This window comes from Thermostichus sp. OS-CIW-29 (assembly GCF_054058195.1).
In genome coordinates this window covers 1-25,071 of the sequence record NZ_JBSSAB010000013.1, presented here as the reverse complement: position 1 = coordinate 25,071, position 25,071 = coordinate 1, and the positions used below count along the sequence as shown (strand labels likewise).

Sequence of the window (25,071 nt, the reverse complement as noted above, 5' to 3'; positions counted from 1 at the left end):
ATCGACGATCTATGCATGTAAAGTCGCTCTCGCCTGCTCGCTCATCTGTTGTAGCGCACTGCCGCTGGGGAGAGGGATCCCTTCTCCTTCGGCCAGCCAGAGCCAGTACTCGATATTGCCGGCAGGGCCAGTGATGGGCGACCACGTGTAGCCTTGCACCTGCCAACCCTGGGCCACGGCCGAGCGCATCACCGTCTCCAGCACGCGGGCATGGACAACCGGATCCCGTACCACCCCCTTTTTACCCACCTGGTCTCGGCCCGCCTCAAACTGGGGCTTCACCAGCAACAGCGCCTCCCGTGGGAAACGCAATAGGTTCCACAGCGGAGCTAGCACCTTAGTCAGGGAAATAAAAGACAGGTCTACCACCGCCAAATCCGGCCAGCTCTGGGGAGGTGCCTCGCTTCCGTACAGATCCTCCGGCTGCAGATGGCGCAAGTTGGCCCGCTCCTTTAGGATCACCCGCGCATCCGTTCGCAAAGACCAGGCCAGTTGCCCATAGCCCACATCCACTCCGTAGACCCGCTGGGCTCCCCGTTTCAACAAGCAGTCTGTAAAACCTCCTGTGGAAATGCCCGCATCCAAACAAATACGACCCTGCACCTGAACAGGAAAAGTTTGCAGCGCCCCCTGTAGCTTTTCTCCCCCCCGTGAGACAAAAGCAGGCCCAGACTGGACTTGCACCGCTGGATCCCCGCTCACCCAGGTTCCAGGCTTTTCCGCCCGCACCCCATTTAGAAAGACTTCTCCTGCCAAAATGGAGCGTTGCGCTTGCTGGCGTGAGGAAAAATATCCGCGCTCCACCAACCAGCTATCCAGACGCACCCGCTTGGCCATCTCGCCGGTGCCTCACCTTGCATAGATCTTCCCGCCCATTAGAATAGGCGAGCGGGATCCCAACTGACCAGAATTGAGGGATCGCCAACAGCAGATTAGCCGAACCGTCCGCTCACGTACTCTTCCGTTTCCCGATGGGCGGGAGAGTTAAAGATTTTCTCAGTGCGGTTAAACTCCACTAGCCGTCCGTAGCGAAACCCCTCTTCGTCGACTTCAGTGTTGAAGAAGGCGGTAAAGTCGGAGACCCGCGCTGCCTGCTGCATGTTGTGGGTAACGATAATGATCGTGTAGCGACGGCCCAGTTCCTTGAGCAACTCCTCAATGCGCAACGTGGAGATTGGATCCAACGAGGCACAGGGCTCGTCCATCAGGATCACCTCTGGTTGGATGGCCAAGGTGCGGGCAATGCAGAGGCGCTGCTGCTGTCCCCCCGAAAGGGAGAGGCCGCTCGTCTTCAACTTGTCTTTCACCTCGTCCCAGAGGACGGCCTGACGCAATGCGCGCTCTACCAGCTCATCCAAGTCTCCTTGGTAGCCGTTGACCCGTGGCCCAAAGGCAATGTTGTCGTAGATGGACTTCGGGAAGGGGTTGGGCTTTTGGAACACCAGGCCAACTCGCCGCCGCACTTCAGCAGGATCTACATCGGGATCGTAGATGTTTTTCCCGTGAAAAATTACGGATCCCTCTACTCTCGCCCCCGGGATCAGATCGTTCATGCGGTTAAAGCAGCGCAGCAAAGTACTCTTGCCGCAGCCGGAAGGGCCAATAAAAGCAGTGATGTGATTCTTGGGAATCTTCAGAGAAACCTGCTTCACCGCCAAATGAGAGCCGTAGTAAACACTGACTGCTTGCGTTTCCAGCTTAACAGTTAAGTTGGCAGACTTCTTAGAGGAATCAGGAGTGCCGGGAAATGGAGGGCGCATAGGAATACCAGAGGTAGACGTTGCTTCAGAACCCAAACTCAAAATCGAAGAATAGTGAGGCAAAAATCTCAGAAGAACCAGATCAGATAGTAATGGTTTCCTGACGACGACTCAGCAGCAGCCGGAAACTGATCGTGGTGATCAAAACCAGAATCACCAAAGCCAAGGCTCCTCCCCAAGCAATTTTCTGCTGGTTCTCGAAGGGAACAATGGCAAAGTTGTAGATCAGCACCGCCAACGAGGCTACTGGCTTCAGCAGACCATCAGGCCATAGAAAGCTGAACAGAGCAGTAAAAATTAGAGGTGCAGTCTCCCCAGCTGCTCGGGCAATGGCCAAGGTCACTCCCGTCAGAACGACCGGCAAAGCAGCTGGCAAAACGACCCGAAACACAGTCTGCACCCGCGAAGCTCCCAAGGCGTAGGCGGCAGCCCGAGTGTCCGCCGGCACCAAGCGCAGAGCCTCCTCGCAGGAGAGGATGATGATCGGCAAAGTCAATACCGATAGAGCTACTCCGCCAGAAAGGGCAGAAAAGGTCTTGGTGGAAAGCACCAGCACCCCATAGGCGAACACGCCAGCGATGATGGAAGGAACCCCCGTCAGCACTTTGATAATGAAACGCAGAGATGATGCTGTAGAACTGTTCTGGCCGAACTCCGAGAGATAGATCGCAGCAAATAGACCAATAGGGAAAGTGATTGTAATGGCAATCGATACCACAATGATCGTTCCCAGCACAGCGTTGCCAAAGCCGCCTACCTGATCGCCAGGAGGAGGAGGAAGCTGGGTTAAGGTCTGCCAATTGAAGCGCTCAATGCCATTGACGAAAACATAGTAAAGGATGGAAGCGAGCACAACAATCGCAAAAATGCTGGAAGCAAAGATCAGGCCTGTCATCACCCAGTCCAGCACGACGCGCTTGGATCTGACTTTGCGTTTGAACAAATTGGCCTGTGCTGCCACTTGTGTCGCCATGTTCCTCTACTCCCGAGAAGCTGTCAAAGCAAACTTGACGCGCCGAACCAATAGCTCAGCGATGATGTTGACCACCAGCGTAATGACCAGCAAGATCAAAGCCGCATACATCAGAGCCGAGATCTGCTCGTCGGCTGCTTCTGCAAACTCGCTGGCCAGCAATGCAGGGATGTTGCTGGCAGGGGCCAAAAGCGAGACTCTAATCCCCCGCGCATTGCCAATCAGCATTGCCACCGCCATGGTCTCGCCCAGGGCGCGTCCCAAACCCAGCACCACAGCCCCCAACATACCCCCAATCGCAGCCGGTAGTACCACTCCAAAAATGGCTTCCCATCGCGTAGCCCCCATCGCATAGGCAGCCGCGCGCAGCTCAGGAGGAACAGCCACCAAAACCTCTCTGGCGATGGCCGTGATGATGGGGATGATCATGATCCCCAAGACAACCCCTGCCGTCAGCATCCCCGGCCCAATCGGTGGTGTGCCGAAAATGGGAAGCCAATTGAAGTTCTCGTACAGGAACATCTGAACGGGGCGGAAGAAGGGGATGAAGACAAACAATCCCCAAATGCCGAACACCACACTGGGAATAGCCGCCAACAGCTCAACCACAATGATCAGAGCCAGACGCAAGGACTTCGGAAGAAAATCCTCGCTCAGAAAAATAGAGATGCCAAAGCTAAAAGGAACCCCCACAATCAGAGCGATGAGAGAAGTCACTAGCGTGCCGTAGATCTGTGGCCAGGCCCCATAGATATCCTCGACCGGATCCCAGGTGGTGTTCCAGAAAAAGCTTAGTCCAAACCTGTCTATAGCAGGTAAAGACTGAATGCCGATCTCCAGAGCAATCCAGAGCAGCAGGAAGGCCGAGAAAAACACGGCAATCCGCGTAGCCCAGATAAAAACCTGGTCGCGCCGGCGCTGGAAAACCGGCCGAGGCCGAAACATAGAACTGCTGTCAGAAAAAAAGGTATTCATCCGCCTGAAGCCAGAAGTGGTTGGTAAGAGTTTTTACGGGGTAATGCCTTCCAGCGCAGCCAGAGCTTTTTGCCGCGTTTCTTCCGGCAGAGGGACATATCCCAACTGCTCAGCGAAAGCCTGCCCCTCAGTGAGGCCGTAGCGGAGAAACTCTCTAACGGCCTTGGAAGTCTCGGCTTTGGGGTAAACCTTGTAGGCAAGGATCCAGGTGTAGCCTGCAATAGGGTAAGAGTCTTCCCCACTAGGATCCGGATCGACCCCCAGCAAACGCTCGTCGAGCTGAATTCTGGCCAGCGCCGCTTTCTCCGTCTCGACGTTGGGAGTTACAAACTTGCCTGCCCGGTTTTCCAGACGGGCAATGTTCAGGTTGTTGAGCTTGGCAAAGCCGAATTCCACGTAGCCAATCGAGCCAGGAATTTGCTTGATCTGCTCGGAAACCCCTTCGTTCCCACGCGCCCCTACGCCGGTTGGCCAGTTTACCGAAGAGCCGCGACCCACCTTTTGCTTCCACTCTGGGCTAATAGCGTTGAGGTGAGTGGTGAAGATATCGGTGGTACCACTTCCATCAGAGCGATGCACGACGGTAATCGGCAAATTCGGGAAAGTCACCTGTGGGTTAAGGCCAGCCAGCAGGGGATCGTTCCAGTTCTTGATCTTGCCCAGGAAGATATTCGCCAGTGCCAGGCGGGAAAGGCGGATTTCGGGGCCCACCCCAGGAATGTTGTACGCTGCAACTAACGCTCCGCCCACCATGGGTACAGAAACCATCCCTTTGGGAGGGTTAGCCTCATTCTCAATTTGGTTGATCTCTTCAGGACGGGGCACGCTGTCACTGGCACCGAAATCGACCGTGCGGGCTACAAACTGCCGACGACCCGCACCGCTTCCTACAGACTGATAGTTGACCTGGATGTTAGGGTTTTTCTTGCCAAACTCTTGGGCCCAAGTTTGATAGATGGGGGCCGGGAAGGTCGCCCCAGCGCCATTGATGGTGATGGTCTGCCGAGCAAACACCCGCTGCCAATTCGTCTGACTGGCCGCAAAGCCGGCAACAGTGGCAGATAGAAACTTCAGGAAAGAACGACGCTCCAAGGGGTGCAACGTCACCATACAGATCTCCTCTCCCAGATGAAGATAAAATCCTAGCCCAGATCTAAAAAAGGCTACTTCACTCGAGAACCTTACCCAACCCAATCAAAACTCGTCGGGCTGGGTATGCCACTACCGCCTGGAAGCTTGGAGGCAACCCTCAAGCTAACCCTGCGATCCTCAACAAGCCTTCAACCGATCGCAGCGCCCCAAGGCTCCCTCCGAGCACGCAAGGTTTCCCACGGAACGCTCCATCGAAGACTTCACCAATTCGTCCAGCTACTATAACGTAAAGGTCAGTTGTTTTTGGTTAAATCGAGGTTAAGCCCAGGTTATCCTTGGGGATATCCGCCAAATGTTGCAAACCCCTCAAGGGATCCCCTTTGGTGTCAGCCACTCTATACCCTCTGCTAAGTATTTCCTGAAACAAATAACCTTCCGCATTTTTGGTTTAGAAACAAGGTGGCTTCTTGTCTTCCTACCGGGGTTGCGAGCGGCAAGAGAGCTTCATCGGCAATGAGCTCCGAGAAGGGATCCCTCATGCCAAAGGGCTGAGGCGTAGGGGGCAGCTTGCTTTGGAGTTTATAGTCGTTTCAGGCTAGGGTGAGACGCCTGGGCTATTGAGAAAAGCCTTCTTCCCCCGTACATTATTGCTCCGTAACGCTGACGCGACGGCGCGACCAACGTTCTAGGTGGGGGTGCAGTGTCCTGGTTTGAATCGAAATGACCATAAGCTGACAATGGCTCTACTGAGCCTCTAGAATGGAGGGCTGTCGAGAAAAGAAGTGTCTTCCCAATGTCGAAACGTAACATGCAGGTTGTGCTGCGCCAGGCGATCCCAGGGCTGGGCAAGCCCGGAGAGATTGTCAACGTCAAGCCCGGATATGCTCGCAACTACCTCTTCCCACGGCAGATGGCGGTGCGGGTTACCCCTGGCATATTGAAAGAGCAGCAGGTGCGTCTGGAGCAGGAGGCAGCTCGTAAACTGGCAGAAAGACAACAGGCGGAAAACTACAAGACTGCTCTGGAGACCATCGGTCGCTTTGTCATCCGTAAGAAAGTGGGAGAACACGACCTCCTATTTGGGCAGGTGACCACCAGCGATATTGCCGAGGTGGTGCTGGCTACCAGCGGTCTAGATATCGACCGCCGCAACATTCTCCTCAACGAGGAAATCAAAAAAACCGGGGTTTATCCCGTGCAGGTAAAGTTACACCCCGAAGTTACCGCTACGCTGCGCATTCAGGTTACTCCCGAATGAGGACTCACCTTCGAGGATCCCTGAGTTCCCGTGAGGGATCCCGGGGTGAGTAGGGTTTTTGCCTTAGGCAACAAGCGGGTATGCTCAGCCTAGAGCTTGACCCGCCTGACGATTGGAGCTGACTGGCTGAGAGGCCGGTTGCCCTAGGGCTGGGTTGATTTTCCTATCCTGGCTTGTGGTGATCAGCGATTACGACTTAACGGGTGGGGATCGGCTTCCTCCTCAAAACATTGAAGCCGAGGAGGAAATCCTGGGGGGCATTCTCCTCGATCCGGATGCGTTGGTGCGGGTCGCGGAGTTTCTGCGTCCAGAGATGTTCTATATCTCTGCCCACCAAGAGATTTACCGGGCTGCTCTCCAACTGCACAGCCAAGGCCAACCCACTGACCTGATGACTGTGTCTGCCTGGTTGGCGGATCATCATCTTCTGGAGCGGGTGGGAGGAACAGGGGCGATCCGTCGTCTGCTGGAGCAAACCGTCAGCAGCGTCAACATCGACCAGTATGCTCGCCTGGTGATGGATAAATACATGCGCCGCCAGTTGATCCAGGTGAGCAATACCTTGGCTCGTTTGGCCTACGACACCAGTCAGCCCCTGTCTCAGGTGATGGATCAAGCCGAGCAGCAGGTGTTTGGCCTCACCCAAGAGCGAGTGCAGCGTAGCCTCATCCCGGCTTCTGAGGTTTTGGTCAATATCTTCTCGGACTTGGAAGAGAAGTTCCAAAGCGGGGCACAGCTTCCGGGGATCCCGACCAAATTCATCGACCTGGATAACCTGACCCAGGGCTTGCAGCGATCCGATTTGCTGATTCTGGCCGGTCGTCCCTCGATGGGGAAAACCAGTCTTGCCCTCAACATTGCCCAAAATGTGGCTGCCTATGCCAAGCAGCCGGTCGCCATCTTTAGCTTGGAAATGTCACGAGAGCAACTGGTGCAGCGGCTTTTGGCCAGCGAAGCCCGCATCGACAGCAGCCGTCTGCGTTCTGGGCGCATCAGCGAACACGAGTGGCAGCGCCTGGGACAAGCCATTGGTTTTTTATCGCAATTGCCCCTGTTCATCGACGATACCCCCGACTGTACCGTTACAGAAATTCGCTCCAAAGCGCGGCGTTTGCAGGCGGAACAGGGGGGAACGTTGGGGATGGTGTTGATCGACTACCTACAACTGATGCAGGGATCCGCTGCTGACAACCGGGTGCAGGAGCTGTCGCGCATTACCCGTGGCCTCAAGGCCATGGCCAAAGAGCTGATGGTGCCGGTGCTGGTGCTTTCTCAGCTCAGTCGAGCTGTTGAGTCTCGCTCCGATAAGCGCCCGCAACTGGCAGACCTGCGGGAATCGGGCTGTCTGGCCGGGGATACGCAGGTGATGGATGCGGATCGCGGCAAGATCTGGCGGCTGGATCAACTGGCGGCCCTGCCGGCTGCGGCGGAACTGCCCCGCCTGCTCAGCTTGAACGGGCGCGGGCGCTTGGTGCCCCAACAGCCTGTGAAAGTGTTTTGCAGTGGTCGGCAGCCCACCTGTGTTCTGAAGACCCGCCTCAACTTTTCCATTCGCGCCACCGGCAACCATCCCTTCTTGACCCCAGACGGCTGGAAAACCCTCGACGAGCTGCAATTGGAGGAAGAGGTGGCGGTGGTAGTGCAGGAGGGGCTGATCTGGGATCCGGTGGTGCTCATCAGCGAGCCGGGGGAGCCTCAGCCGGTTTACGACATCGAGATGCCCCGCCACCACAACTTTGTGGCCAACGGGCTGCTAGTTCACAACAGCATCGAGCAGGATGCCGATCTGGTGATGATGATCTATCGCCCGGAGTACTACGATCCCAACACCAGCGATCGCGGCATTGCCGAAGTCATTATCGCCAAACATCGCAACGGCCCCACCGGCACTGTGCGCCTGCTGTTCGAAAGCCAGTACACCCAGTTTCGCAACCTGGCAGATCCCAACCGCTGAGCAACCGATGCCGAAGAGAGATCCGGAGCTGCTGCCTTGGGAACAACCCCGCAAGGTGTTAGCTTAGGATCGCTGCGGGCCAAAGCGTTGCTCTTGAGCCGGCTACCCTCTCTCCTAATGCTCAAAACGATATGTTTAAAAACGTGTTAATTGCCACCGACCGCCGAGATGGCCTGCAGCGTTTTGGCAAGTGTCTAGAAGATCTGCACAGCAATGGCATCGAGCGCGTCACCTTCGTCCGCAGCGTAGATTGGCAAGAGGACGACATCGGCATTCCCGACGACATTACCCCCGAAGTCCAGGCAGAGCAGACCCAGTTGCAGAAGCTGCTGAACCCGATCCCAGCAGGGTTGGAAGTCGAGGCTCTGGTGCAGGTGGGCAGGCCAGCCGATCTAATCCTAAAAGGCATCCAAACCTATGGCTCCGATCTGCTGATTACAGGCATGGGTACCCACAACCTGCTCGCCGAAAAATTGTTCGGCAGCACCACCATGACGCTGTTGCCGAAGCTGAAAATCCCCCTACTGGTGATGCGCCCCCAGCTGCTGGCTACCTTTACCCTGGAGGAACTGCGCCTGCGCAGTCGCCACCTGTTTCGCTGCCTCTTGGTGCCCTTTGACTTTGAGCAGCCGCGTCAGCAGTTGCTGAACCATCTCGGCCACCTGCTGCCCGGTACTTCCCAGTGCCAGACGCTTACCCTGCTCTACGTGGTGGATCCCAGCGCCCGCCGCAACCAAGGAACTCCGGTGGAGGTGCTCCAACGCAAAGCCGAGGCTGACCTGGCCCAGGTGCTTGAACCCCTGAGCGAGCAGGTGAAGCCCGTACAGCTGCGCACCCTGGTGCGGGTGGGATCCCCTCTCAAAGAGATCCTGGCTACTGCTGCCGATGAAGACATGACGGCCATCGCCACTGCCTCCCCCCATGTGGGCAGCTTTTGGGAGTGGTCGGTTCGCAGCCTAACCGGCGAGATTTTGCGGCAAAGTTGGCATCCGGTGTTGTTTTTCCCGCGCGGGTCTTTGGCCCAGTAGATCCAGGCAAGATCCAAGCCGAGTGTTGCAGATTAACTCATCCTCCATGACCCCCCCCTCTACGACAGCGCTGCAGGATCTGTTTCGGGCGGTGGCCCAAGGGAAGCTCACCCCAGAGCAAGCTCTGCAGGCCTATCGCTTTCTGCCCTTCGAGCCGGTGGGAGATTTCGCCCATGTGGATCACCACCGTCCCTTGCGCACGGGCTTTCCCGAAGCCGTGTGGGGGCCGGGCAAGACCCCAGATCAGATTGCCCAGATCCTGGAGCAACTCCACCAGCGGGGATCCCTGGCCTTGGCCACCCGCATCGAAGCCCAGGTGTATGCCGAGATCCGCAGCCGCTTGCCCCAGGCCCAGTATTCCGAGTTGGCCCGCTTGTGTTGGATCCCGCCCCGGCAGGTGGTCAGCCATCCTGGACAGGTCAGCGTGATCTCCGCTGGCACTGCCGACTTACCGGTGGCAGAAGAAGCCGCCCTCACGCTGGAGCTTTCCGGATTTCAGGTGAAGCGCCTCTGGGATGTGGGGGTGGCCGGGATCCATCGGCTGCTGCACAACTGGGCGGCCCTGCAAGCGGACGTGCTGATCGTGGTGGCGGGCATGGAGGGGGCCTTGGCCAGTGTGGTGGCGGGTCTGGCGGATTGTCCGGTGATCGCTGTGCCCACCAGCATTGGCTACGGGGCCAGCTTCCAGGGCTTGGCTGCCCTGCTCACGATGCTCAACTCTTGCGCAGCGGGGGTGGGAGTGCTGAACATTGATAACGGTTTTGGGGCGGCGATTCTGGCAGGCCAGATCCTGCGTTGCGGACAACGGCTGGCAGCTCGATTGAGTTCATGCGGCCCCACTGGAGATCCAACAGGGAATCGACAGATTTCGGAAGGTTAAGAATTGTAAATAGATCCTGAGCCAAACAGGCTATACTCAGGCCATAGTTTAGGCTTGGGCTTTCTCTTTCCCATCCTTCGGGAGTTTGAGGGTGTTGCCTCTGGTCACCTAACTGGGTTCATGCCTTTTTCTGGGGTACCTTTATCCGAAGATGGGGAGGGTTCCTACGCTGGTTAACTGCTGTGTTGGACTGACTGGGGCGGACAAAACGCGCGAATATGCTAATTGATGCAACACTTGTCAAAAATGCAACAGATGCGATGGGAGCGACCTTGATCCTGGCGCAAGGGATGACTCAGTCCTTCACCTGGACAGATATTTTCTTGGTAGTGGCTTTGGTGTTTTTGGAGGCCGCCCTCTCTGCGGACAACGCCGTTGCCCTAGCAGCTCTGGTGAAGCATCTGCCCACCCCTCAGCAACAAAATCGGGCCTTGCGCTGGGGCATCATCGGCGCTTACAGCTTTCGCATTGCCATTGTCTTCGCGGCAGTTTGGTTGGTGGAGTATCCGCCCGCCCAATTCTTGGGGGCCTGTTATCTGCTCTGGCTAGCCTGGCAGCACTTTCGGGGCGAGGAAGAAGGCCAAGAACAGGACATCACCCGCCACGCCAATTTTTGGCAGACCCTGGTGATGGTGGAACTGACGGATCTGGTTTTTTCTTTCGACAGCATCGCCGCTTCGGTGGGCGTCTCCCGCAAGGCTTGGGTAATCATCCTCGGCGGCATTCTCGGCATTACCCTGATGCGCTACATGGCTTCTCTGTTTTTGCGTTGGTTGGACGAGTTCTCTCACCTGGAAGACGCCGCTTTTGCCATCATCGCCTTGGTGGGGAGCACCATGTTGTTGGAGGTGTTTTTCCCCCAAATCGAGCTCCCGGAGTGGGGGATGGTGGTGGCTGTGATCCCCCTATTTGTCTGGGGTTTCTCGCGGCGCGTGAAACTCAATTCGGAGCAGGATGAACAGCCGGAGCTGGCTGACGGAGAGAAGAGGGAAGAGAAAAGAGCAGGGGTTACAGACGAGATGGAGATCGTCCCCTCCGGTTGGGTGACTGCCCTTGAGGAAGACCTCGCCCCTGAGCCCCAGAGCAGAGAGAATGGAGAGGAGAGGTACGGCTTGGGCCTATCGCCAGGGATCCCTGATCTGCCTTGATAGGGCTGTGGGCTGCTTCATTGCCTTGGCCCCTGCCGACTCCTAAACTAGCAGTGAAGCCGACTCAAGGAGGGAAGCATCCTGAGCCCCCAGTTTTGCTTGAAATCATTGGTCAAGTGCTTCAGAAGCAGCATAGACAGCCCAAAGGAGCAGCAGGCCGCGGAAAATAGGCTCCAGCCTTTGGCGAGGGCGGAGGTTCTGAGCATGCCAGCAGTGCAGAGCACTGCCCCCTTGGTGGAGCTGCGCCAAGTTTCCAAGCGCTTCGGCTCGACGGTGGTGCTTGACCACGTGGATCTGAAGGTGTACCGGGGTGAGGCCCTGGGCCTGGTGGGGCCTTCGGGCACCGGGAAATCGACGCTGCTGCGCATCATCGCCGGCCTAACGGAGCCAGACGCTGGAGAAGTGCTCTGGTGCGGGATCCCACTCCCGGAGATTCAAGCCCATCATGCAACTCCCCCTTTGCGGGTAGGGATGGTGTTTCAGCAGGCCGCCCTCTTCGACTCCCTGACGGTGGAAGAAAACGTGGGGTTTTTGCTCTACGAGCACTCGCAGTTGCCCCACTCCCGCATTCGGGAATTGGTGGCCGCCAAGCTGGAGGCGGTGGGACTGGCGGGCAAAGAGCACAACCTGCCAGAAGAACTCTCGGGGGGGATGCGCAAACGGGCCAGCTTCGCCCGCGCCATTATGGAGGATCCTTCTCTGCCCCAGGATGAGCCCCAATTGCTGCTGTACGACGAGCCCACAGCGGGCTTGGATCCCATTGCCTCCACGGTAATTGAAGATCTCATCCGGGAGCTGCAGCAGGTGAAAAAAGCCTGTGAGAGCTACATTGTGGTGACCCACCAGCACAGCACCATTTACCGCGCCACCGACCGCATTGTCCTGTTGGCTCAGGGGCGGGTGCAGTGGGAGGGATCCGTGCAGCAGATTGAAACGTGCGATAACCCCTTTGTGCGGCAGTTTTTCAGCGGTAGCGTAGAAGGGCCAATTCAAGTGGCGGGGCAGGTGTGATGCGTTCGCGAGCAGTGCGAGAAGGGGCAGTGGGCCTATTGATCCTGGCGGGGGCGCTGGGCTTTGCCGGCCTGTTTTTGTGGATCTACAACCTGCGCTTTGGCAGTCGCGGCTTTCAATTTACCGTCACCTATACCAACGTGGTCGGCCTGACAGAGGGATCCAGCGTGCGGCTGCGGGGGGTAACCATAGGTCGAGTGGAGCGGATTGTGCCTCAACCCAGCCAAGTAGAAGTACAGGTGACCATTGATCAGCCCCTAGTCATCCCCCGCGATTCCCTGTTTCTTACCAAACAGACGGGGTTGGTGGGGGAAACGGTGATGGACATCCTGCCCCAGGGGAGGGGTCAGGCGGCAACGGGATCCCCTCTGGCAGCGGATTGCGACAGCAGTCAAATCATCTGCGATGGGGATGTGGTGGAGGGCAAACCTGGAGTGGATTTTGGCCAGTTATTGATCCGGCTGGATCAGTTGCTCACACGGATCAACGACGATGAGCTCTTCGATACCCTTAACGCCACCCTAGAAGGGCTCACCCGCGTTGCCAATAGCGTGGCCGATCTCTCAGAAACCGTGGAAGAGCGAGTAGCTGCCCTGCGCACCGAAGATCTGGACTTGTTGCAATTCACGACCGCTGCCACAGCCATCCAAGACGCGGCTGGAGCTGTGAGGGGAACTGCCCGCAGTTTGCAAGCGGCTGCCGATCAATTCACCGCCCTGGTGGATCAAAACCGCACTTCCCTTAACGCCGCCCTGGAGAACATTCAGCAGGTGAGCGCCGATCTACAGGCCATGTCGAGCGCGGTGCGCCCGCTGGTTACCGATCCACAACTCCAGGCCGATGTGCGCCAGATCCTGGCCGAGGTGCGAGCGGCTGCGGAGAACGTGGCCCAAGCTACCGAAGATCTGCAGCAGATTGCCGCCAGCCTCAACGATCCGGGCACTTTAGCTACTCTGCGCCAAACCCTCGATTCCGCCCGCATCACCTTTCAGAATATGCAAAAAATTACCGCCGACATCGACGAGCTGACCGGGGATCCCCAGTTTCGCCGCGGCATTCGAGAGTTGGTATTAGGGCTGAGCAACTTGGTCTCCAGCGTCCCTGGGGAAGATGGGATCCAGCCCGCGGTGGCCGAAGGGTATCACTTTCGTTTTGCGCCCGTCTCTTTTGCCCAGGGGATTGTCTCTGGATCCCAAGGATGGCAGCCGCAGACTTCCCCATAAGTTGGCTGCCTTTCCCCTCTCTCTAGCGGGAGTCTGGGATCCCTGAGATGACCCGCTGAGGTAACAACGGCGGCCAAAGCCGTTGAAGGGATCCCCAACCTGGGGTAGGCTTTGCGGATAAGGTGTTGCCTGTATTGCTACGCAACGCTGGCGCGACTGAGGTTGAGGTGTGAGGAATGTGTGGCATTGTCGGCTACGTGGGTTTTCAGTGGGCTGCCCCCATCCTGTTGGAGGGCCTGCGCACCTTGGAGTATCGGGGCTATGATTCTGCCGGCATCGCCACGGTGGATCCCGAAGAGGGATTGAGGATTGTTCGCGCCACCGGCAAGCTGCACAACCTGCTGGTGAAGCTGACGGCCAACATGCCCACGGCCAAGGTAGGGATCGGACATACCCGCTGGGCCACCCACGGCGGCGTGACCGAAGAAAATGCTCACCCCCACTGCGACGAGCGCGGGCGCATTGTGGTGATCCAAAACGGCATTGTGGAAAACTACCTGGAGCTAAAGGAGCGTCTCCTGGAGCGGGGGATCCCATTTCGCTCCCAAACCGATACGGAAGTGATCGCCCAACTGCTCGGCCTCTATACAGAAGAGCTGGGCTCCTTTGAGGCGGCCTTTGGCCAGGTCATGGGGCAACTGCGGGGGGGAAACGCCGTGGTGGCTCTGGATCGGGAGGCGCCGGATCGGCTGATCGCAGCCCGTTTGGGCAATGCCGGAGCCGTGGTGGTGGGAGAGGGAGAAGGAGAAAACTTCGTGGCCTCCGATCTGCCTGCCATTGTCCGCCATACCCGCAAGGTGGTGTTCTTAGAAGATGGGGAAATGGCGGTTCTCACGGAGTCTCAAGTGCGCTACCTGCGCATTACCGGCGAGGAGCTGCGCAAATCCAGCATCACCGTGGCCTGGGATCCCGTCTCAGCCGCCAAGGGAGGCTACAAGCACTTCATGCAAAAGGAGATCTTTGAGCAGCCCCGCACCACCACCGATACGCTACGGGGGCGGGTGGATCTGGAACAGGGCCGGGTGACACTGGAGGGGCTAACGCTTTCTGAAGCGCAACTGGCCCACATTGAGCACATCCACGCCGTAGCCTGTGGTACTGCCTGGCACGCCTGCTGGGTGCTCAAGTACTTCATCGAGAGCTTGGCCCGTACCCCTGTAGAGGTGGATTACGCCTCTGAGTTTCGCTACCGCCAGCCGGTGTTGCGCCCCAACCACCTGTTGCTGGCCTTAACCCAGTCGGGAGAAACCGTCGATACGCTGGCAGCCATGAGCGAGGCCCGCACCCAAGGGATCCCGACCCTGGCGATTGTCAACACCATCGGATCCCAGGCCAGCCGTCTGGCGGATGCCGGGGTTCTCTACATCCATGCCGGTCCGGAGATTGCCGTGGCTTCCACCAAAGTGTTTACTGGCATGTTGGTGGCGGGGTATTTGCTGGCCCTGCAACTGGCCCAAGCCAAAGGGATCCTCAGCCCGGCCCAGATCCAAGCCCACCTGCAAGCCTTGATTGAGCTGCCGGGCAAGATCAGCCTGCTGCTGAAGGACGCCGCCCTCTACGACCAACTGGCGGAGCAGTACCATCATGTTGCCAACATGCTCTACCTGGGCCGCTGGGTTAACGCCCCGATTGCCCTGGAAGGAGCCTTGAAGATGAAAGAGGTGAGCTATATCCACGCCGAAGGCTACCCGGCAGGGGAGATGAAGCATGGCCCTATTGCCCTCATCGACGAGCGGGTGCCGGTGGTGTGCATTGCCACCCGGGATCCCGTCTACGAAAAAATGCTCTCCAACATCGAACAGGTGCGGGCGCGGGGGGGACGGGTGATCGCCCTCATCAACCCCGAAGACACCCAGGTGCGGGAGAAAGCCGACCACATCATCGAGGTGCCCAGCACGACACCCCTGTTGTCGGCGGTTCTGAACGTGATCCCCCTGCAGTTGTTCGCCTACGCCATGGCTTTGCGCCGCGGAGCCGATGTGGATCAGCCGCGCAACTTGGCTAAGTCGGTAACAGTGGAGTAACGGCTGTAGCTCTTGCCACCGCCGGCCCCTGGTTTTTGCAAAATCGGGCAGATCACCTCTTTTTCATCAGCAGCCGCAGGGGGGATCTGCCAATCGGAGAGGAGACCTTGAATTTGGCTTTTCAGCGCTTGCAGATCGGCAATTCGCTGTTCAATCTCCTGCAGCTTGCCTTGCAGATGCTGGCGAATTTCTGGACAAGGCTGCTCCCCTCGGTCGTGGACATCCAGGATTTGGCGGATTTCTTCTAAGCTCAGGCCCAGGCTCTGGCAGCAGCGGATAAAGGCCAGACGAACCAAAACCGAAGGGTCGAACAGCCGATAGCTGGACTCCGCCCGTTCCACCGTTGGCTTCAGCAGGCCTATCGATTCGTAGTAGCGCACCGTGCGTACAGGCAAGCCGGCTGCTAGAGCCACCTGGCCGATCTTCAGGCTAGCAGACAAGTCCTGGACAGCAGCAGGATTCGACATGTCCCCAACTGGATCCCTGTAGATTTCTTCAGCGTGACATACTCCCACACTCATGCTGACGCAAAGCGCTCCGCGCCGCCAAAGCGAGAGAGTGCGGGCTTCAAGGACTCCGTCCCGCTGACGCGAACAGTGACTCCGGTTAGCGCTCCGCGCCGCTGGCGCGAAAAGGACATTTCCTGCGCTTTAACGAAAAGGACATTTCCTGCGCTTTAAGGACTACGTCCCGCTGACGCGAAAAGAACGGGATGCCCCACCGCCCTGTGCTTGATGTTGATGGCCGCATGGTGGTCGCGTCCTAGTTCTAGCCCACAATGGGAACAAGAATGCCACCTGTCTTGAATCGCTTTCGGTACTCTTTGACCACACCGAGAGCAGTTTTGACTGCTGCCGTTGGGATTCACTGCAATCGCCCTCAGCCCAGCTCTTTCAGCCTTGACTGCCAGAATTCGCAGAAATTGTCCCCACCCAGCATCATAGGTGGATTTTGCTAGCTTCGTCCTCGCAATACCTTTGATATTCAGGGCTTCGTACCCAATATGCTTGCCCTTGCTTACCAGCCAGTTCGCTGTTTTGTCATGAAAATCTTTGCGCTGAGATAGTGGTTAGTGGATAGTCACTATTCACTATCCACTGGTCACTATCCATAGGCGGTTTGACCCCTTCTTCTCGCGAGACAAGGCTCGCTGCAACCTCTTGAGCCTGAGCTCTGCCTTGCGATAGTACTGGGGAACTGGAACAGACTCCCCCGCGTCGGTCACCAAAAAGGAGTCCAGTCCCACGTCGATCCCTGTAGTGTTCTCCAGTGTTGCAGGCTCAGGAGTAAACTCAGGGACGGACGAATCTTGCAGGCTCAAGGTCACATACCACCCGTCTGCCTTGCGGGTGATGGTAGCAGTCTTGATGACAAAACCGTCAGGCAAAGGACGGTGCTGAATTATGCGAACAGCACCGATTTTGGGCAGATGGATAAACTGCCCGCAAATGCAGTCTTGTTTCATCTGGGGGAAACTGAAGGAGCGATACCGCCCAGCTCCCTTAAATCTGGGTTTCCCTGCCCGCTTGCCGTTACCGTCCCCCTTCAGCCAGCGGTCGAATGCTTTGTGCACTCGCTCTATGCAGTTTTGCAGGACTTGCGAATGGACTGCTCTGTACTGCGGAAACAGGGCTTTCGTGTTCACCAAGTCCCGTTTCTGGGAGTAGAAATCGGGCTTGTCTTTCAGCTCAGGCAAGTGACAGATTAAGGGACAAGCATTGATGTCACAGCGATTGTGTTCCCACCACGCAAAGCGCTCTGCCAAGCGGTAGTTGTACTGCTTCCGTAACAAGTCTAGCCACTCGCTCATCAAAGCAATCTGGCTGGGCGTAGGTCGCAAACGGTACTGGTAAGCAGTTCTCATTGAGGCAAGGGTAATCTACTGGAATGAATCCTACCTTATTGCTTCATGCGGTGGGGTTACCGTCTCGGTTTTAGGCCAGTCCATTGAAAACCAAAGTGTCCCCGCCTTTCATCCCGACCTTCACCCTGGATAGTGGTGAGTGGATAGTGACTAGCCACTAGTCACTAACAGAGGGCAGGGCTTCCCGGCGGTCTAGCTAACGCTACGCATCGCCAACAGGAGCGATGAGCAGGGGAAACGCTACAAAAAACAAACCGTGAAAAATCCCCCGGCCTCAAGGGTGAGGAGAACGTCAAACTGCCCAAAATTCCCCTGCAATTTGCAATGGCCACAAAAGGGGATCCCTAGAGCTTGCGGGAATAGAACTCAACCACCAAAAGCTCGTTGACCGGGGCGCAAATTTGCTCGCGGGGGGGCAATTCCTTGATGCGTCCGCGCAGCTTTTCTTTGTCAAACTCCAGGTAGTCCGGCAAAAACAACCCCGGATACTCCGCGTAGGCGGCCACCAGCTTGCGGGAAGATTCCTTGTTTTTTACTGTAATCACATCCCCCACTTTGCAGCCATAGCTGGGAATGGTTACCTTTTGGCCGTTAACCTCTATGTGGCCGTGGCTCACGAGCTGCCGAGCTGCCGGAATGGTTGGAGCCATGCCCAGACGAAACACGATGCAATCCAACCGCATTTCCAGCATTTGCAGCAAGGCCAAACCGGTGGATCCCTTGGAGCGCCGTGCCTTGCGCATGTAGCGGATCATCTGCCGCTCGCTCAGCCCGTAGTTGAAGCGCACCTTCTGCTTTTCTTCTAAGCGAATGGCATATTCGGATTTTTTCTTGCGCTCGGCGCCATGCATACCGGGCGGGTTGGTATTTTTGGGGCGCTTGCGCGTCAAACCGGGCAGATCAAGTCCCCCGAAGCGACGAATAATTTTTAGGCGGGGGCCTGTGTAGCGGGACATGCGGGCATTTCTCCGAAATCAGCAAACAAAGTCAGCAAGAGATGGTCAGCTGGGGAGCAAGAGGACGAGGCACCAAAAGAATCGGCGATCTACTATATTAAGCGTTTAGTTCCTGCTTTGGACAAGGGGTCAAGGCTGTCTTTTGGGATCCCGTCTCCACCGTTGTATTCACCCTATCAGTCGTAGTGAACCCCCAGCTGGGTGCGGATGAAAGCGCGATCTTCGCTAAGCAAGCCGTTGAGGGTGCGCCGTTCCCCCAAGATGGGATCCGGATCCAGGCCGATGGCTTCCAAGTCGGCCAGCACCATCAGCTCCACCAACTGCGGGAAGCTCACCTTGGGCTCCCATCCTAGGACTCGCTTGGCTTTTGAAGCATCCCCCAACAGCAGATCCACCTCGGTTGGGCGGTAGTAGCGGGGATCGATCTCGATCAACACTTGGTCTTTGTACAGCCCCTGTTCGGCTTGGCCGGAGCCTTTCCAGGTAATCGGCAGGCCCACCAGCGCGAAGGCCCGTTCCACAAACTCGCGCACAGTGTGGGTTTCCCCGGTAGCCAGCACATAGTCATCCGGCTGGGGTTGTTGGAGCATCATCCACATCCCCTCGACGTAGTCTTTGGCGTAGCCCCAGTCCCTCTTGGCATCCAGGTTGCCCAGGTAGAGCTTGTCCTGTTTGCCGGCCACAATGCGGCTGACGGCGCGGGTGATCTTGCGGGTTACAAAGGTTTCCCCTCGCCGTGGGCTTTCGTGGTTGAACAAGATACCGTTGCAGGCGAAGAGGTTGTAGGCTTCGCGGTAGTTGACCGTCTGCCAGTAGCCGTACACCTTGGCACAGGCATAGGGGCTGCGCGGGTAGAAGGGGGTGGTCTCCTTTTGCGGGATCTCCTGCACCAGGCCGAACATCTCCGAGGAGCCTGCCTGGTAAAACTTCACCCGGATCCCGGTGCGCTGCTGGTAGTCGCGGATGGCCTCTAGAAGACGCAGCGTGCCCATGGCCACTGCATCAACAGTGTATTCCGGCGCATCAAAGCTCACCCGCACGTGGGATTGGGCCCCCAGGTTGTACACTTCCGTCGGCTGCACCTGTTCCAGGATCCTGCGCAGGGTGGTGCCATCCGTGAGATCCCCGTAGTGAAGGAATAGCCTAGCCTGGGGGTCATGGGCATCCACGTAGATGTGGTCGATGCGGTCGGTGTTGAAGGTGCTGGCGCGGCGGATGATGCCGTGAACTTCGTAGTTTTTCTTCAACAACAGCTCGGCCAGATAGGAGCCATCCTGTCCGGTGATGCCGGTAATTAGGGCACGTTGGGTCATAGAGCTGGGGGCAAAGACTAGGAAAACACCAAAAATCAAAATGGCCTGAGGCTCAAGTCCAATGGCAAAACTCAAACCTCAAAGCGGAGACCTTGAAGCTAGAACATTATAGTGCAGCGGGACTCCTTCTCCTCAGGCAGGGCCCGCCGAGGCACATTCCTGGCCAAGGGTGTGGTCTTTCAACCGTTGCAAAGCGGCAGTCAGGGCTGTGGGCCAGGGATCCGGCTGGCGCAGTTGTCGCACTCCCTGGGGCAGGCACAGCACAGAGGCGCGGCTGGTGCGGGCAATGGCTTCCAGATCCGGCAAGGGATCCAGCAGCAGCCCTTTTTCCATAACTTTGCGCAAGAGCGGTTCGTAGCCAGGAGGCGGGGGCTCGTCAGCATGGCCCAACAAGTCTCCTTCAGGGCCGCGAAAGATCTGCTTGCGACCGGGAAGGGTGGCTTTGGCAAAGGAAGCTTTGGCCACTGGGATCCCATTGATTTCCACCAATTTGTACACCCCGTTTACGCCTTCTCCAGTTACCAGGCGGGTGCCCACCCCATAACCGCTGATGGGGGCTTGGGAGCGATGCAGGCGCTCGATCTCGTATTCGTCCAAATCCCCACTGACGAACACCGGGGCGCCTTGAGGCAAAATTTGTTTCACCCGGCGAGAGAGATCTTCCAAATCTCCCGAGTCGATGCGCACCCCGCCGATTTCCCCCTGGGATCCCAGTTGATCTGGGCTTCTGGCCGCAAAGAGCTGGGCTGCTGTGCGCGCCCCTTGGATGGGATCGTAGGTATCGATTAGAAGCGCAGCTTGGGGAAAGTAGCGCCGAAAGGATTGAAAGGCGCGGGTTTCGTCTCCCGAGAGAGCAGCAATGGCCATCACTAGGGAATGGGCCATGGTTCCTGCCGGCTTGCGCCCCAATTTCAGGGCTGCCAAGACGTTGGAGGTGGCATTGAACCCTGCCGCCAGAGCCGCCCGGGCTGCCCACAGCCCCGCCTGGGGACCAAAAGCTCGCCGGGTGCCGAACTCCAACAAAATGGCCTCATCCCCTGCTGCATCTCGCATACGGGCCGCCTTGGTGGCGATCAGGGTCTGGTAGTTAAAGGTGGACAGCAAGTAAGTTTCCACCAGTTGGGCTTGCCAGAGGGGGGCTTCCACCCGCAACAGGGGCTGGTTGGCGAAAATGGCGGTTCCTTCCGGCACCGCCCACACATCCCCCTCAAACCGGCAGCGGGCCAGCAGCTCCCAAAAGCGCTCCGGCGCATCGGCGAAAATGCCCGTTTCCCGCAGCGCTCGCAAAGCCTCGGGGGCGAAGCTCAGTTGCTGCAGATAGTCCACTGCCTGGGTGAGCCCCATGGCGATTAGGTAGCCATAGTCGGTGGGCAGCCGCCGCACAAACAGCTCAAAGGCAGCGGGCTGAGACTCTAGCCCTTCCCCCACGTAGCAGGCGGCCATGGTGAACTGGTACAGGTCGGTTAGCAGGCCATAGTCTTGGGGCCGCAACGACGAGAAATCAGGGCTCAACATGAAAAACCTCGGGGCAGAAGCCAGTGGGGAACGGCGGGATCGAGCAGAGGGCTGTTGCGAAGGTTATAGTGAAACTTACCATAAGTAAGGCTGCTTGTAGGGATCCACCAGAAGCATCACAACCCCAAAAAACCCTAAAAATCGGCCTCGACAAGACACCAAACCCAAACTCAGCCAGAAATACAGGCGGCCATCTGGACAAAATCTTGCCCCCAACTTATAGTGAAACCAACCATAAGTGTTACCCGTCCAACTCTATCGAGCGGGTGCAAGCCTGGTCAATCCAGCCCCCACCGGAAGAACGCCATGAATACCACTCTACAGGAGCTAACTGTTAAGGCTCCAGCGGGCCTTCCCCCCCACTTTGATCCGGAGCGGGTGGGAGAGATTTGGCGCGTGCCCTACCAACAGCGGGCAGCAGAAGCCGAGCTCTGGGCCAAGGAGCAAGGGATCCCGCCGGCAGAGGCGGATCGGGTGCGGGTGGGCTTGCTGCTCATTGATGTGCAGAACACCTTTTGCATTCCCGGCTTTGAGTTGTTTGTGGCCGGTTCCGGCGGATTGGGAGCGGTGGAAGACAATCGACGGCTTTGTCAGTTCATCTACCGCAATTTGGCTTGCCTCACCCAGATCATTGCCACTCTCGACACCCACACGGCCATGCAGATCTTCCACCCCGTCTTTTGGGTGGACGCGCAGGGAGCCCATCCTGAGCCGGCCACGGCCATTTCGGCAGCCGATATCCGCTGCGGACGCTGGCGGGTTAACCCCGCCATGGCTGCCAACCTCACCCAGGGGGATCTGACGCGGTTGCAGGTCTACGCTCTGCACTACGCCGAGCAGTTGGAGCAGGGGGGAAAATATCCCCTCATCGTCTGGCCCTACCACTCCATGCTGGGGGGGATTGGCCATGCCCTGGTGCCAGCGGTGGAGGAGGCGATTTTCTTTCACGGCATGGCCCGCTGCAGCCAGCCCAGCCTGCAGCTCAAGGGAGCCAATCCCTTGACGGAAAATTATTCCGTGCTTAGCCCGGAGGTTTTGACTGGGCCGGAAGGGGATCCCATCGACGAGAAAAATGAGCTCCTCATCCACCACCTGCTGCAGTTTGACGCCCTGATCGTGGCTGGCCAAGCCAAAAGCCACTGCGTGGCCTGGACGGTGAGCGACCTGCTGCAAGAGATCCAGGCCACGGATCCCAGCTTGGCCAAGAAAGTCTACCTTCTGGAGGACTGCACCTCGGCGGTGGTGATCCCCGGCGTTGTGGATTTCAGCGAACAGGCGGAGGCCGCTTTCGCCCGCTTTGCGGAAGCAGGAATGCACCGAGTGCGCTCCACGGATCCCATCTGGGAGTGGCCTGAGTTTCCCCGGGATCCCAGCTGACCTCCAACATCCGGTATGATGCAGCAGGATCCTCTGCTGGAGCAGCCCTGTGTACGGTCGCGGTAGCGGTGCGGAGCACTCTCGCGGTAGCGGTGCGGAGCACTTTTGGGATCCCCGCCCTGAGGCCAGTTCCACCGTCTCCAGCAGTCTGCGCCCCCCCAGCGGTGCCCGGGATCTCCTGCCGCGGGAAGTACAACGGCGGGAGAAGCTGGAGGCTCAGCTGACCCGGGTTTTCCGGCGCCATGGCTACCAGCGCATCATCACTCCCACCCTAGAGCGGCTGGAAACGCTGCTGGCGGGGGGATCCATCCGCGCTGAGTCGGTGCTGCAACTGCGGGATGGCGAAGGGACGATGCTGGGGCTGCGCCCCGAGTTCACTGCTTCCATTGTGCGGGCGGCAGCCACCCGTCTAGCCGGTGGGCCTTTGCCGTTGCGGCTCTACTACCACGGCAGCGTTTTTCGCAACAGCCGGCGGGAGGAGGGATCCTACAGTAGCCAGGAGTTTTTTCAGTCCGGAGTGGAGCTGATCGGGGCAGGGGGATGGCTGGCAGATGCCGAGATTCTGCTGCTGCTGGCCGATTGCATTCGCTCGATCGGCATCTCTTCTTGTGTAAACGGGACGGAGGCCGCCTGGACGCTGCTGCTGGGAGATGTCAGCCTCACCGAGAGTTTGCTCAACGCCGTTGCCCCCACGGCTCAAGCGGCAGTGCGCCGTGCCATTGCCCAGCTCGACTACGTTTACCTGGAATCGGCCCCTCTGCCGGAAGCCGCCCGCCAGATTGGCTTGCAGATTCTGGGGCTGCGGGGCCAGCCCGGCTCAGTTCTTTCTGACCTGGCTCAGTTGCCTGTGCCGCCTGAGCGGCTGCGGGATCTGCGGCAGCTCTGCCAGGTGCTGGAGGAACATGGGGTGCGGGTGGTGCTGGATCTGAGCTTGTTGCAAACCCTGGCCTACTACACCGGTATCGTTTTTCAGGCGGTGGCGAGCGGGGAGGTCATTGCTCTGGGGGGGCGCTACGACCGGCTGTACGCCCTCTACAGCCCTCAGCAGGTCGAACAGCCGGGGATCGGCTTTACCCTTCTGCCGGATACGCTGCTGCGGCTCTTGCCCCCCGATCCCCAAACCGAGGAGATGGGCTGCAAACGGTTGGTGGTGCCCCTGGTGCCGGCAGGGATCCCGGCGGCGCTGGCCTTGGCCGCCCGCTGGCGAGAAGAGTGCACCGCACCGCTGACGCGAACGGAGGCGGTGGAGCTGGAATTGCTGGATCGGGCCCCTGAAGAGATCGAAGCCTATGCCCGCCAATGTCGGATCCCGGAGATCGCCTGGGTACAAGCCGACGGCAGCTACCACATCACCCACCCGGGCTAATGCTGGCAAGGTTGACCTCCCAACAGAGACGGGGCTGCACCAGTTGCAACAGGTGTTGGCGAATGCGTTCCAACTGCCGGATGGCGCTCTGCACCCCTGGCGCAAACGGCTGACGGGATCCCTGCGCCCAAAAATGCTGCTGCAAATAATCGATCAGCCACAGTTGTGCCGGCAGCTCCAAACTGGCCACCGCTCTGCCCAATTCCAATGCCTGCTGGAGAGAAGAGTGCCAGGGCCAACGTTTGAGTTCCTCAAGGAGCGACGGCGGGATCTGCTGCAGGTGCTGGTGGGCCAGCAAGGCCAAGCCGGGGCTGCCCTGGGCCAAGGCAATCAGCTCGGATCGAGGGATCCCTGCCAGATCTGGGCAACCCAACCCACTCAGCACCCGGTCGACCTCTTCTGGGCTGAGGCGGCGAAAAGGCACCATCTGGCAGCGGGACAACAGCGTCGGCAACAGCGAGGCCGCCTGGGGGGCGATGAGTATAATATGGGCTGGGCCTGGCTCCTCCAGGGTTTTCAACAAAGCATTGGCAGCGCTTTCCGCCAAGGTTTCGGCTCCCTCCAGCACCACCACCGCTCCCGATCGCGTAAGCGGGACGGAGTCCTTTCGCGTAAGCGGGACGGAGTCCTTTAGCGGGGCGGAGCCCTTTCGCTGGGCTCGAATCGGCTTGCGGGCACAGAAGCGGGATACCCCCTGCACCTGCTCCAGGCGAATTTGGGGCGGCGAGCGCCGTTGCAAGGTTTGCGCCTCCGGGGAGTCTGCCGCAATTAGGCGGCCTTGGTGCAGGTAGGTGGGGCTGACCCAGTGGAGATTGGGATGGTTGCCCGCCAGCAGCCAACGGCAGTGGGAGCACTTGCCGCAAGGGATCCCGGAGCTGGATTCGCACAAGAGGGCCTGGGCAAACCAACGGGCCATCAGCTTCCGCCCCACCCCTTGGGGGCCCAAGAAGCAGTAGCTGGAAGTCACCCGCTCCTTCTCCAGGGCCGCCACAAGCAGTCGTGCCGCCATCTCCTGCCCGACAATGTGCTGTGGAGGCAAGACCTTCATCCGCTTGACGGTCTCGGCGCTCGGACGGAGTTCTGGCATATCTCAGCATCCGCTGGCAGAAGCTGGCAGGAAATGTTTGCGAAAATACTGCAGCGTCTCCGGTCGCAATAACCCCCGCTCCACCAAGGGATCCCCCCAGTGGGGCGAAGATTCATCCATCGGCGGCAAGGACTCCAGCACTTCAGCAGCCAACAAGTCGGCAGCCTTGAGGAACTGATACATTTACGCTGAACACTGCTGAACATCACTGTTCAACTATGCAGCGATAGCATTCTGTTTGTTTCCATTCGCGTTAGCGGGACGGAG

At 58.3% G+C, this 25,071-nt stretch carries 22 protein-coding genes and 2 pseudogenes; 11 read left to right on the top strand and 13 right to left on the bottom strand.

Annotated elements, in window-relative coordinates; translation table 11 throughout:
• Positions 1–9 precede the first annotated feature (9 nt).
• The 5 genes from ACVWZJ_RS06455 to pstS all read right to left on the bottom strand — a co-directional run bounded on the left by ACVWZJ_RS06455 (position 10) and on the right by pstS (position 4,818).
• A complete protein-coding gene (locus tag ACVWZJ_RS06455; RefSeq protein ID WP_011432704.1) occupies positions 10–837 on the bottom strand; it encodes a TlyA family RNA methyltransferase in 828 nt (275 codons plus the stop codon).
• A 95-nt stretch (positions 838–932) separates the two neighbouring features.
• Positions 933–1,760: a phosphate ABC transporter ATP-binding protein PstB gene (gene pstB / locus ACVWZJ_RS06450; RefSeq protein ID WP_011432705.1), complete on the bottom strand. Its 828-nt coding sequence runs from the start codon at positions 1,758–1,760 to the stop codon at positions 933–935.
• An 82-nt stretch (positions 1,761–1,842) separates the two neighbouring features.
• Positions 1,843–2,733 (bottom strand): phosphate ABC transporter permease PstA, encoded by an 891-nt coding sequence (gene pstA, locus ACVWZJ_RS06445; protein WP_011432706.1) that lies wholly within the window; start codon positions 2,731–2,733, stop codon positions 1,843–1,845.
• A gap of 6 nt (positions 2,734–2,739) precedes the next feature.
• A complete protein-coding gene (gene pstC / locus ACVWZJ_RS06440) occupies positions 2,740–3,708 on the bottom strand; it encodes a phosphate ABC transporter permease subunit PstC (protein ID WP_011432707.1) in 969 nt (322 codons plus the stop codon).
• 33 nt (positions 3,709–3,741) lie between these two features.
• Complete coding sequence (gene pstS, locus ACVWZJ_RS06435) at positions 3,742–4,818, bottom strand: phosphate ABC transporter substrate-binding protein PstS (RefSeq protein WP_011432708.1); 1,077 nt, start codon at positions 4,816–4,818, stop codon at positions 3,742–3,744.
• Between the two features lie 775 nt (positions 4,819–5,593).
• Here pstS and rplI point away from each other — a divergent pair.
• The 8 genes from rplI to glmS all read left to right on the top strand — a co-directional run bounded on the left by rplI (position 5,594) and on the right by glmS (position 15,326).
• The gene (gene rplI, locus ACVWZJ_RS06430; RefSeq protein WP_041436365.1) at positions 5,594–6,058 is read left to right on the top strand and encodes a 50S ribosomal protein L9; all 465 of its coding nucleotides are present in this window, start codon (positions 5,594–5,596) and stop codon (positions 6,056–6,058) included.
• A gap of 178 nt (positions 6,059–6,236) precedes the next feature.
• Positions 6,237–8,012: a replicative DNA helicase gene (dnaB, locus tag ACVWZJ_RS06425; protein WP_011432712.1), complete on the top strand. Its 1,776-nt coding sequence runs from the start codon at positions 6,237–6,239 to the stop codon at positions 8,010–8,012.
• A 131-nt stretch (positions 8,013–8,143) separates the two neighbouring features.
• The gene (locus tag ACVWZJ_RS06420; RefSeq protein ID WP_011432713.1) at positions 8,144–9,040 is read left to right on the top strand and encodes a universal stress protein; all 897 of its coding nucleotides are present in this window, start codon (positions 8,144–8,146) and stop codon (positions 9,038–9,040) included.
• A 46-nt stretch (positions 9,041–9,086) separates the two neighbouring features.
• A complete protein-coding gene (gene larB, locus ACVWZJ_RS06415) occupies positions 9,087–9,920 on the top strand; it encodes a nickel pincer cofactor biosynthesis protein LarB (RefSeq protein WP_011432714.1) in 834 nt (277 codons plus the stop codon).
• Positions 9,921–10,180: 260 nt separating this feature from the next.
• Positions 10,181–11,068, top strand: a complete 888-nt coding sequence (locus ACVWZJ_RS06410) for a TerC family protein (protein WP_011432715.1) — start codon at positions 10,181–10,183, stop codon at positions 11,066–11,068.
• Positions 11,069–11,272: 204 nt separating this feature from the next.
• The gene (locus tag ACVWZJ_RS06405) at positions 11,273–12,079 is read left to right on the top strand and encodes an ABC transporter ATP-binding protein (RefSeq protein WP_011432717.1); all 807 of its coding nucleotides are present in this window, start codon (positions 11,273–11,275) and stop codon (positions 12,077–12,079) included.
• The gene (locus ACVWZJ_RS06400; protein ID WP_011432718.1) at positions 12,079–13,302 is read left to right on the top strand and encodes an MlaD family protein; all 1,224 of its coding nucleotides are present in this window, start codon (positions 12,079–12,081) and stop codon (positions 13,300–13,302) included. Before ACVWZJ_RS06405 ends, ACVWZJ_RS06400 begins: the two co-directional genes overlap by 1 nt.
• A 176-nt stretch (positions 13,303–13,478) precedes the next feature.
• Positions 13,479–15,326, top strand: a complete 1,848-nt coding sequence (gene glmS, locus ACVWZJ_RS06395) for a glutamine--fructose-6-phosphate transaminase (isomerizing) (RefSeq protein WP_457395389.1) — start codon at positions 13,479–13,481, stop codon at positions 15,324–15,326.
• Here the strand turns inward: glmS and ACVWZJ_RS06390 are convergent.
• The 3 genes and pseudogenes from ACVWZJ_RS06390 to ACVWZJ_RS06380 all read right to left on the bottom strand — a co-directional run bounded on the left by ACVWZJ_RS06390 (position 15,287) and on the right by ACVWZJ_RS06380 (position 17,190).
• Positions 15,287–15,793 (bottom strand): heavy metal-responsive transcriptional regulator, encoded by a 507-nt coding sequence (locus ACVWZJ_RS06390; RefSeq protein WP_457395386.1) that lies wholly within the window; start codon positions 15,791–15,793, stop codon positions 15,287–15,289. The genes glmS and ACVWZJ_RS06390 overlap by 40 nt on opposite strands.
• Positions 15,794–15,843: 50 nt before the next feature.
• Positions 15,844–15,966 carry a hypothetical protein gene (locus tag ACVWZJ_RS06385; protein WP_457395383.1) on the bottom strand — a complete coding sequence of 41 codons (123 nt, stop codon included), beginning with the start codon at positions 15,964–15,966 and terminating at the stop codon, positions 15,844–15,846.
• A gap of 36 nt (positions 15,967–16,002) precedes the next feature.
• Positions 16,003–17,190, bottom strand: a pseudogene (locus ACVWZJ_RS06380) (RNA-guided endonuclease InsQ/TnpB family protein).
• Between the two features lie 13 nt (positions 17,191–17,203).
• Here ACVWZJ_RS06380 and ACVWZJ_RS06375 point away from each other — a divergent pair.
• Positions 17,204–17,323 (top strand): annotated as a pseudogene (locus tag ACVWZJ_RS06375) (IS200/IS605 family transposase); the annotation flags it as partial.
• Between the two features lie 211 nt (positions 17,324–17,534).
• Here the strand turns inward: ACVWZJ_RS06375 and rpsD are convergent.
• The 3 genes from rpsD to ACVWZJ_RS06360 form a co-directional block, all read right to left on the bottom strand.
• The gene (rpsD, locus tag ACVWZJ_RS06370; protein WP_011432724.1) at positions 17,535–18,146 is read right to left on the bottom strand and encodes a 30S ribosomal protein S4; all 612 of its coding nucleotides are present in this window, start codon (positions 18,144–18,146) and stop codon (positions 17,535–17,537) included.
• A 176-nt stretch (positions 18,147–18,322) separates the two neighbouring features.
• A complete protein-coding gene (gene gmd / locus ACVWZJ_RS06365) occupies positions 18,323–19,459 on the bottom strand; it encodes a GDP-mannose 4,6-dehydratase (RefSeq protein WP_011432725.1) in 1,137 nt (378 codons plus the stop codon).
• A gap of 132 nt (positions 19,460–19,591) precedes the next feature.
• A complete protein-coding gene (locus tag ACVWZJ_RS06360; RefSeq protein ID WP_011432726.1) occupies positions 19,592–20,974 on the bottom strand; it encodes a nicotinate phosphoribosyltransferase in 1,383 nt (460 codons plus the stop codon).
• 306 nt (positions 20,975–21,280) lie between these two features.
• On the opposite strand from ACVWZJ_RS06360, the gene ACVWZJ_RS06355 reads away from it, so the two are divergent.
• Together ACVWZJ_RS06355 and ACVWZJ_RS06350 are read left to right on the top strand one after the other, a co-directional pair.
• Complete coding sequence (locus tag ACVWZJ_RS06355) at positions 21,281–22,351, top strand: cysteine hydrolase family protein (protein ID WP_041436368.1); 1,071 nt, start codon at positions 21,281–21,283, stop codon at positions 22,349–22,351.
• Between the two features lie 49 nt (positions 22,352–22,400).
• Positions 22,401–23,717 carry an ATP phosphoribosyltransferase regulatory subunit gene (locus ACVWZJ_RS06350; protein WP_457395379.1) on the top strand — a complete coding sequence of 439 codons (1,317 nt, stop codon included), beginning with the start codon at positions 22,401–22,403 and terminating at the stop codon, positions 23,715–23,717.
• Here ACVWZJ_RS06350 and ACVWZJ_RS06345 read toward each other — a convergent pair.
• Positions 23,701–24,804: a DNA polymerase III subunit delta' gene (locus ACVWZJ_RS06345; RefSeq protein ID WP_457395376.1), complete on the bottom strand. Its 1,104-nt coding sequence runs from the start codon at positions 24,802–24,804 to the stop codon at positions 23,701–23,703. The two genes, ACVWZJ_RS06350 and ACVWZJ_RS06345, sit on opposite strands and share 17 nt — an antisense overlap.
• 3 nt (positions 24,805–24,807) lie before the next feature.
• On the bottom strand, positions 24,808–24,987 hold the full coding sequence (locus tag ACVWZJ_RS06340) for a hypothetical protein (RefSeq protein WP_011432732.1): 180 nt from the start codon (positions 24,985–24,987) through the stop codon (positions 24,808–24,810).
• Positions 24,988–25,071 lie beyond the last annotated feature (84 nt).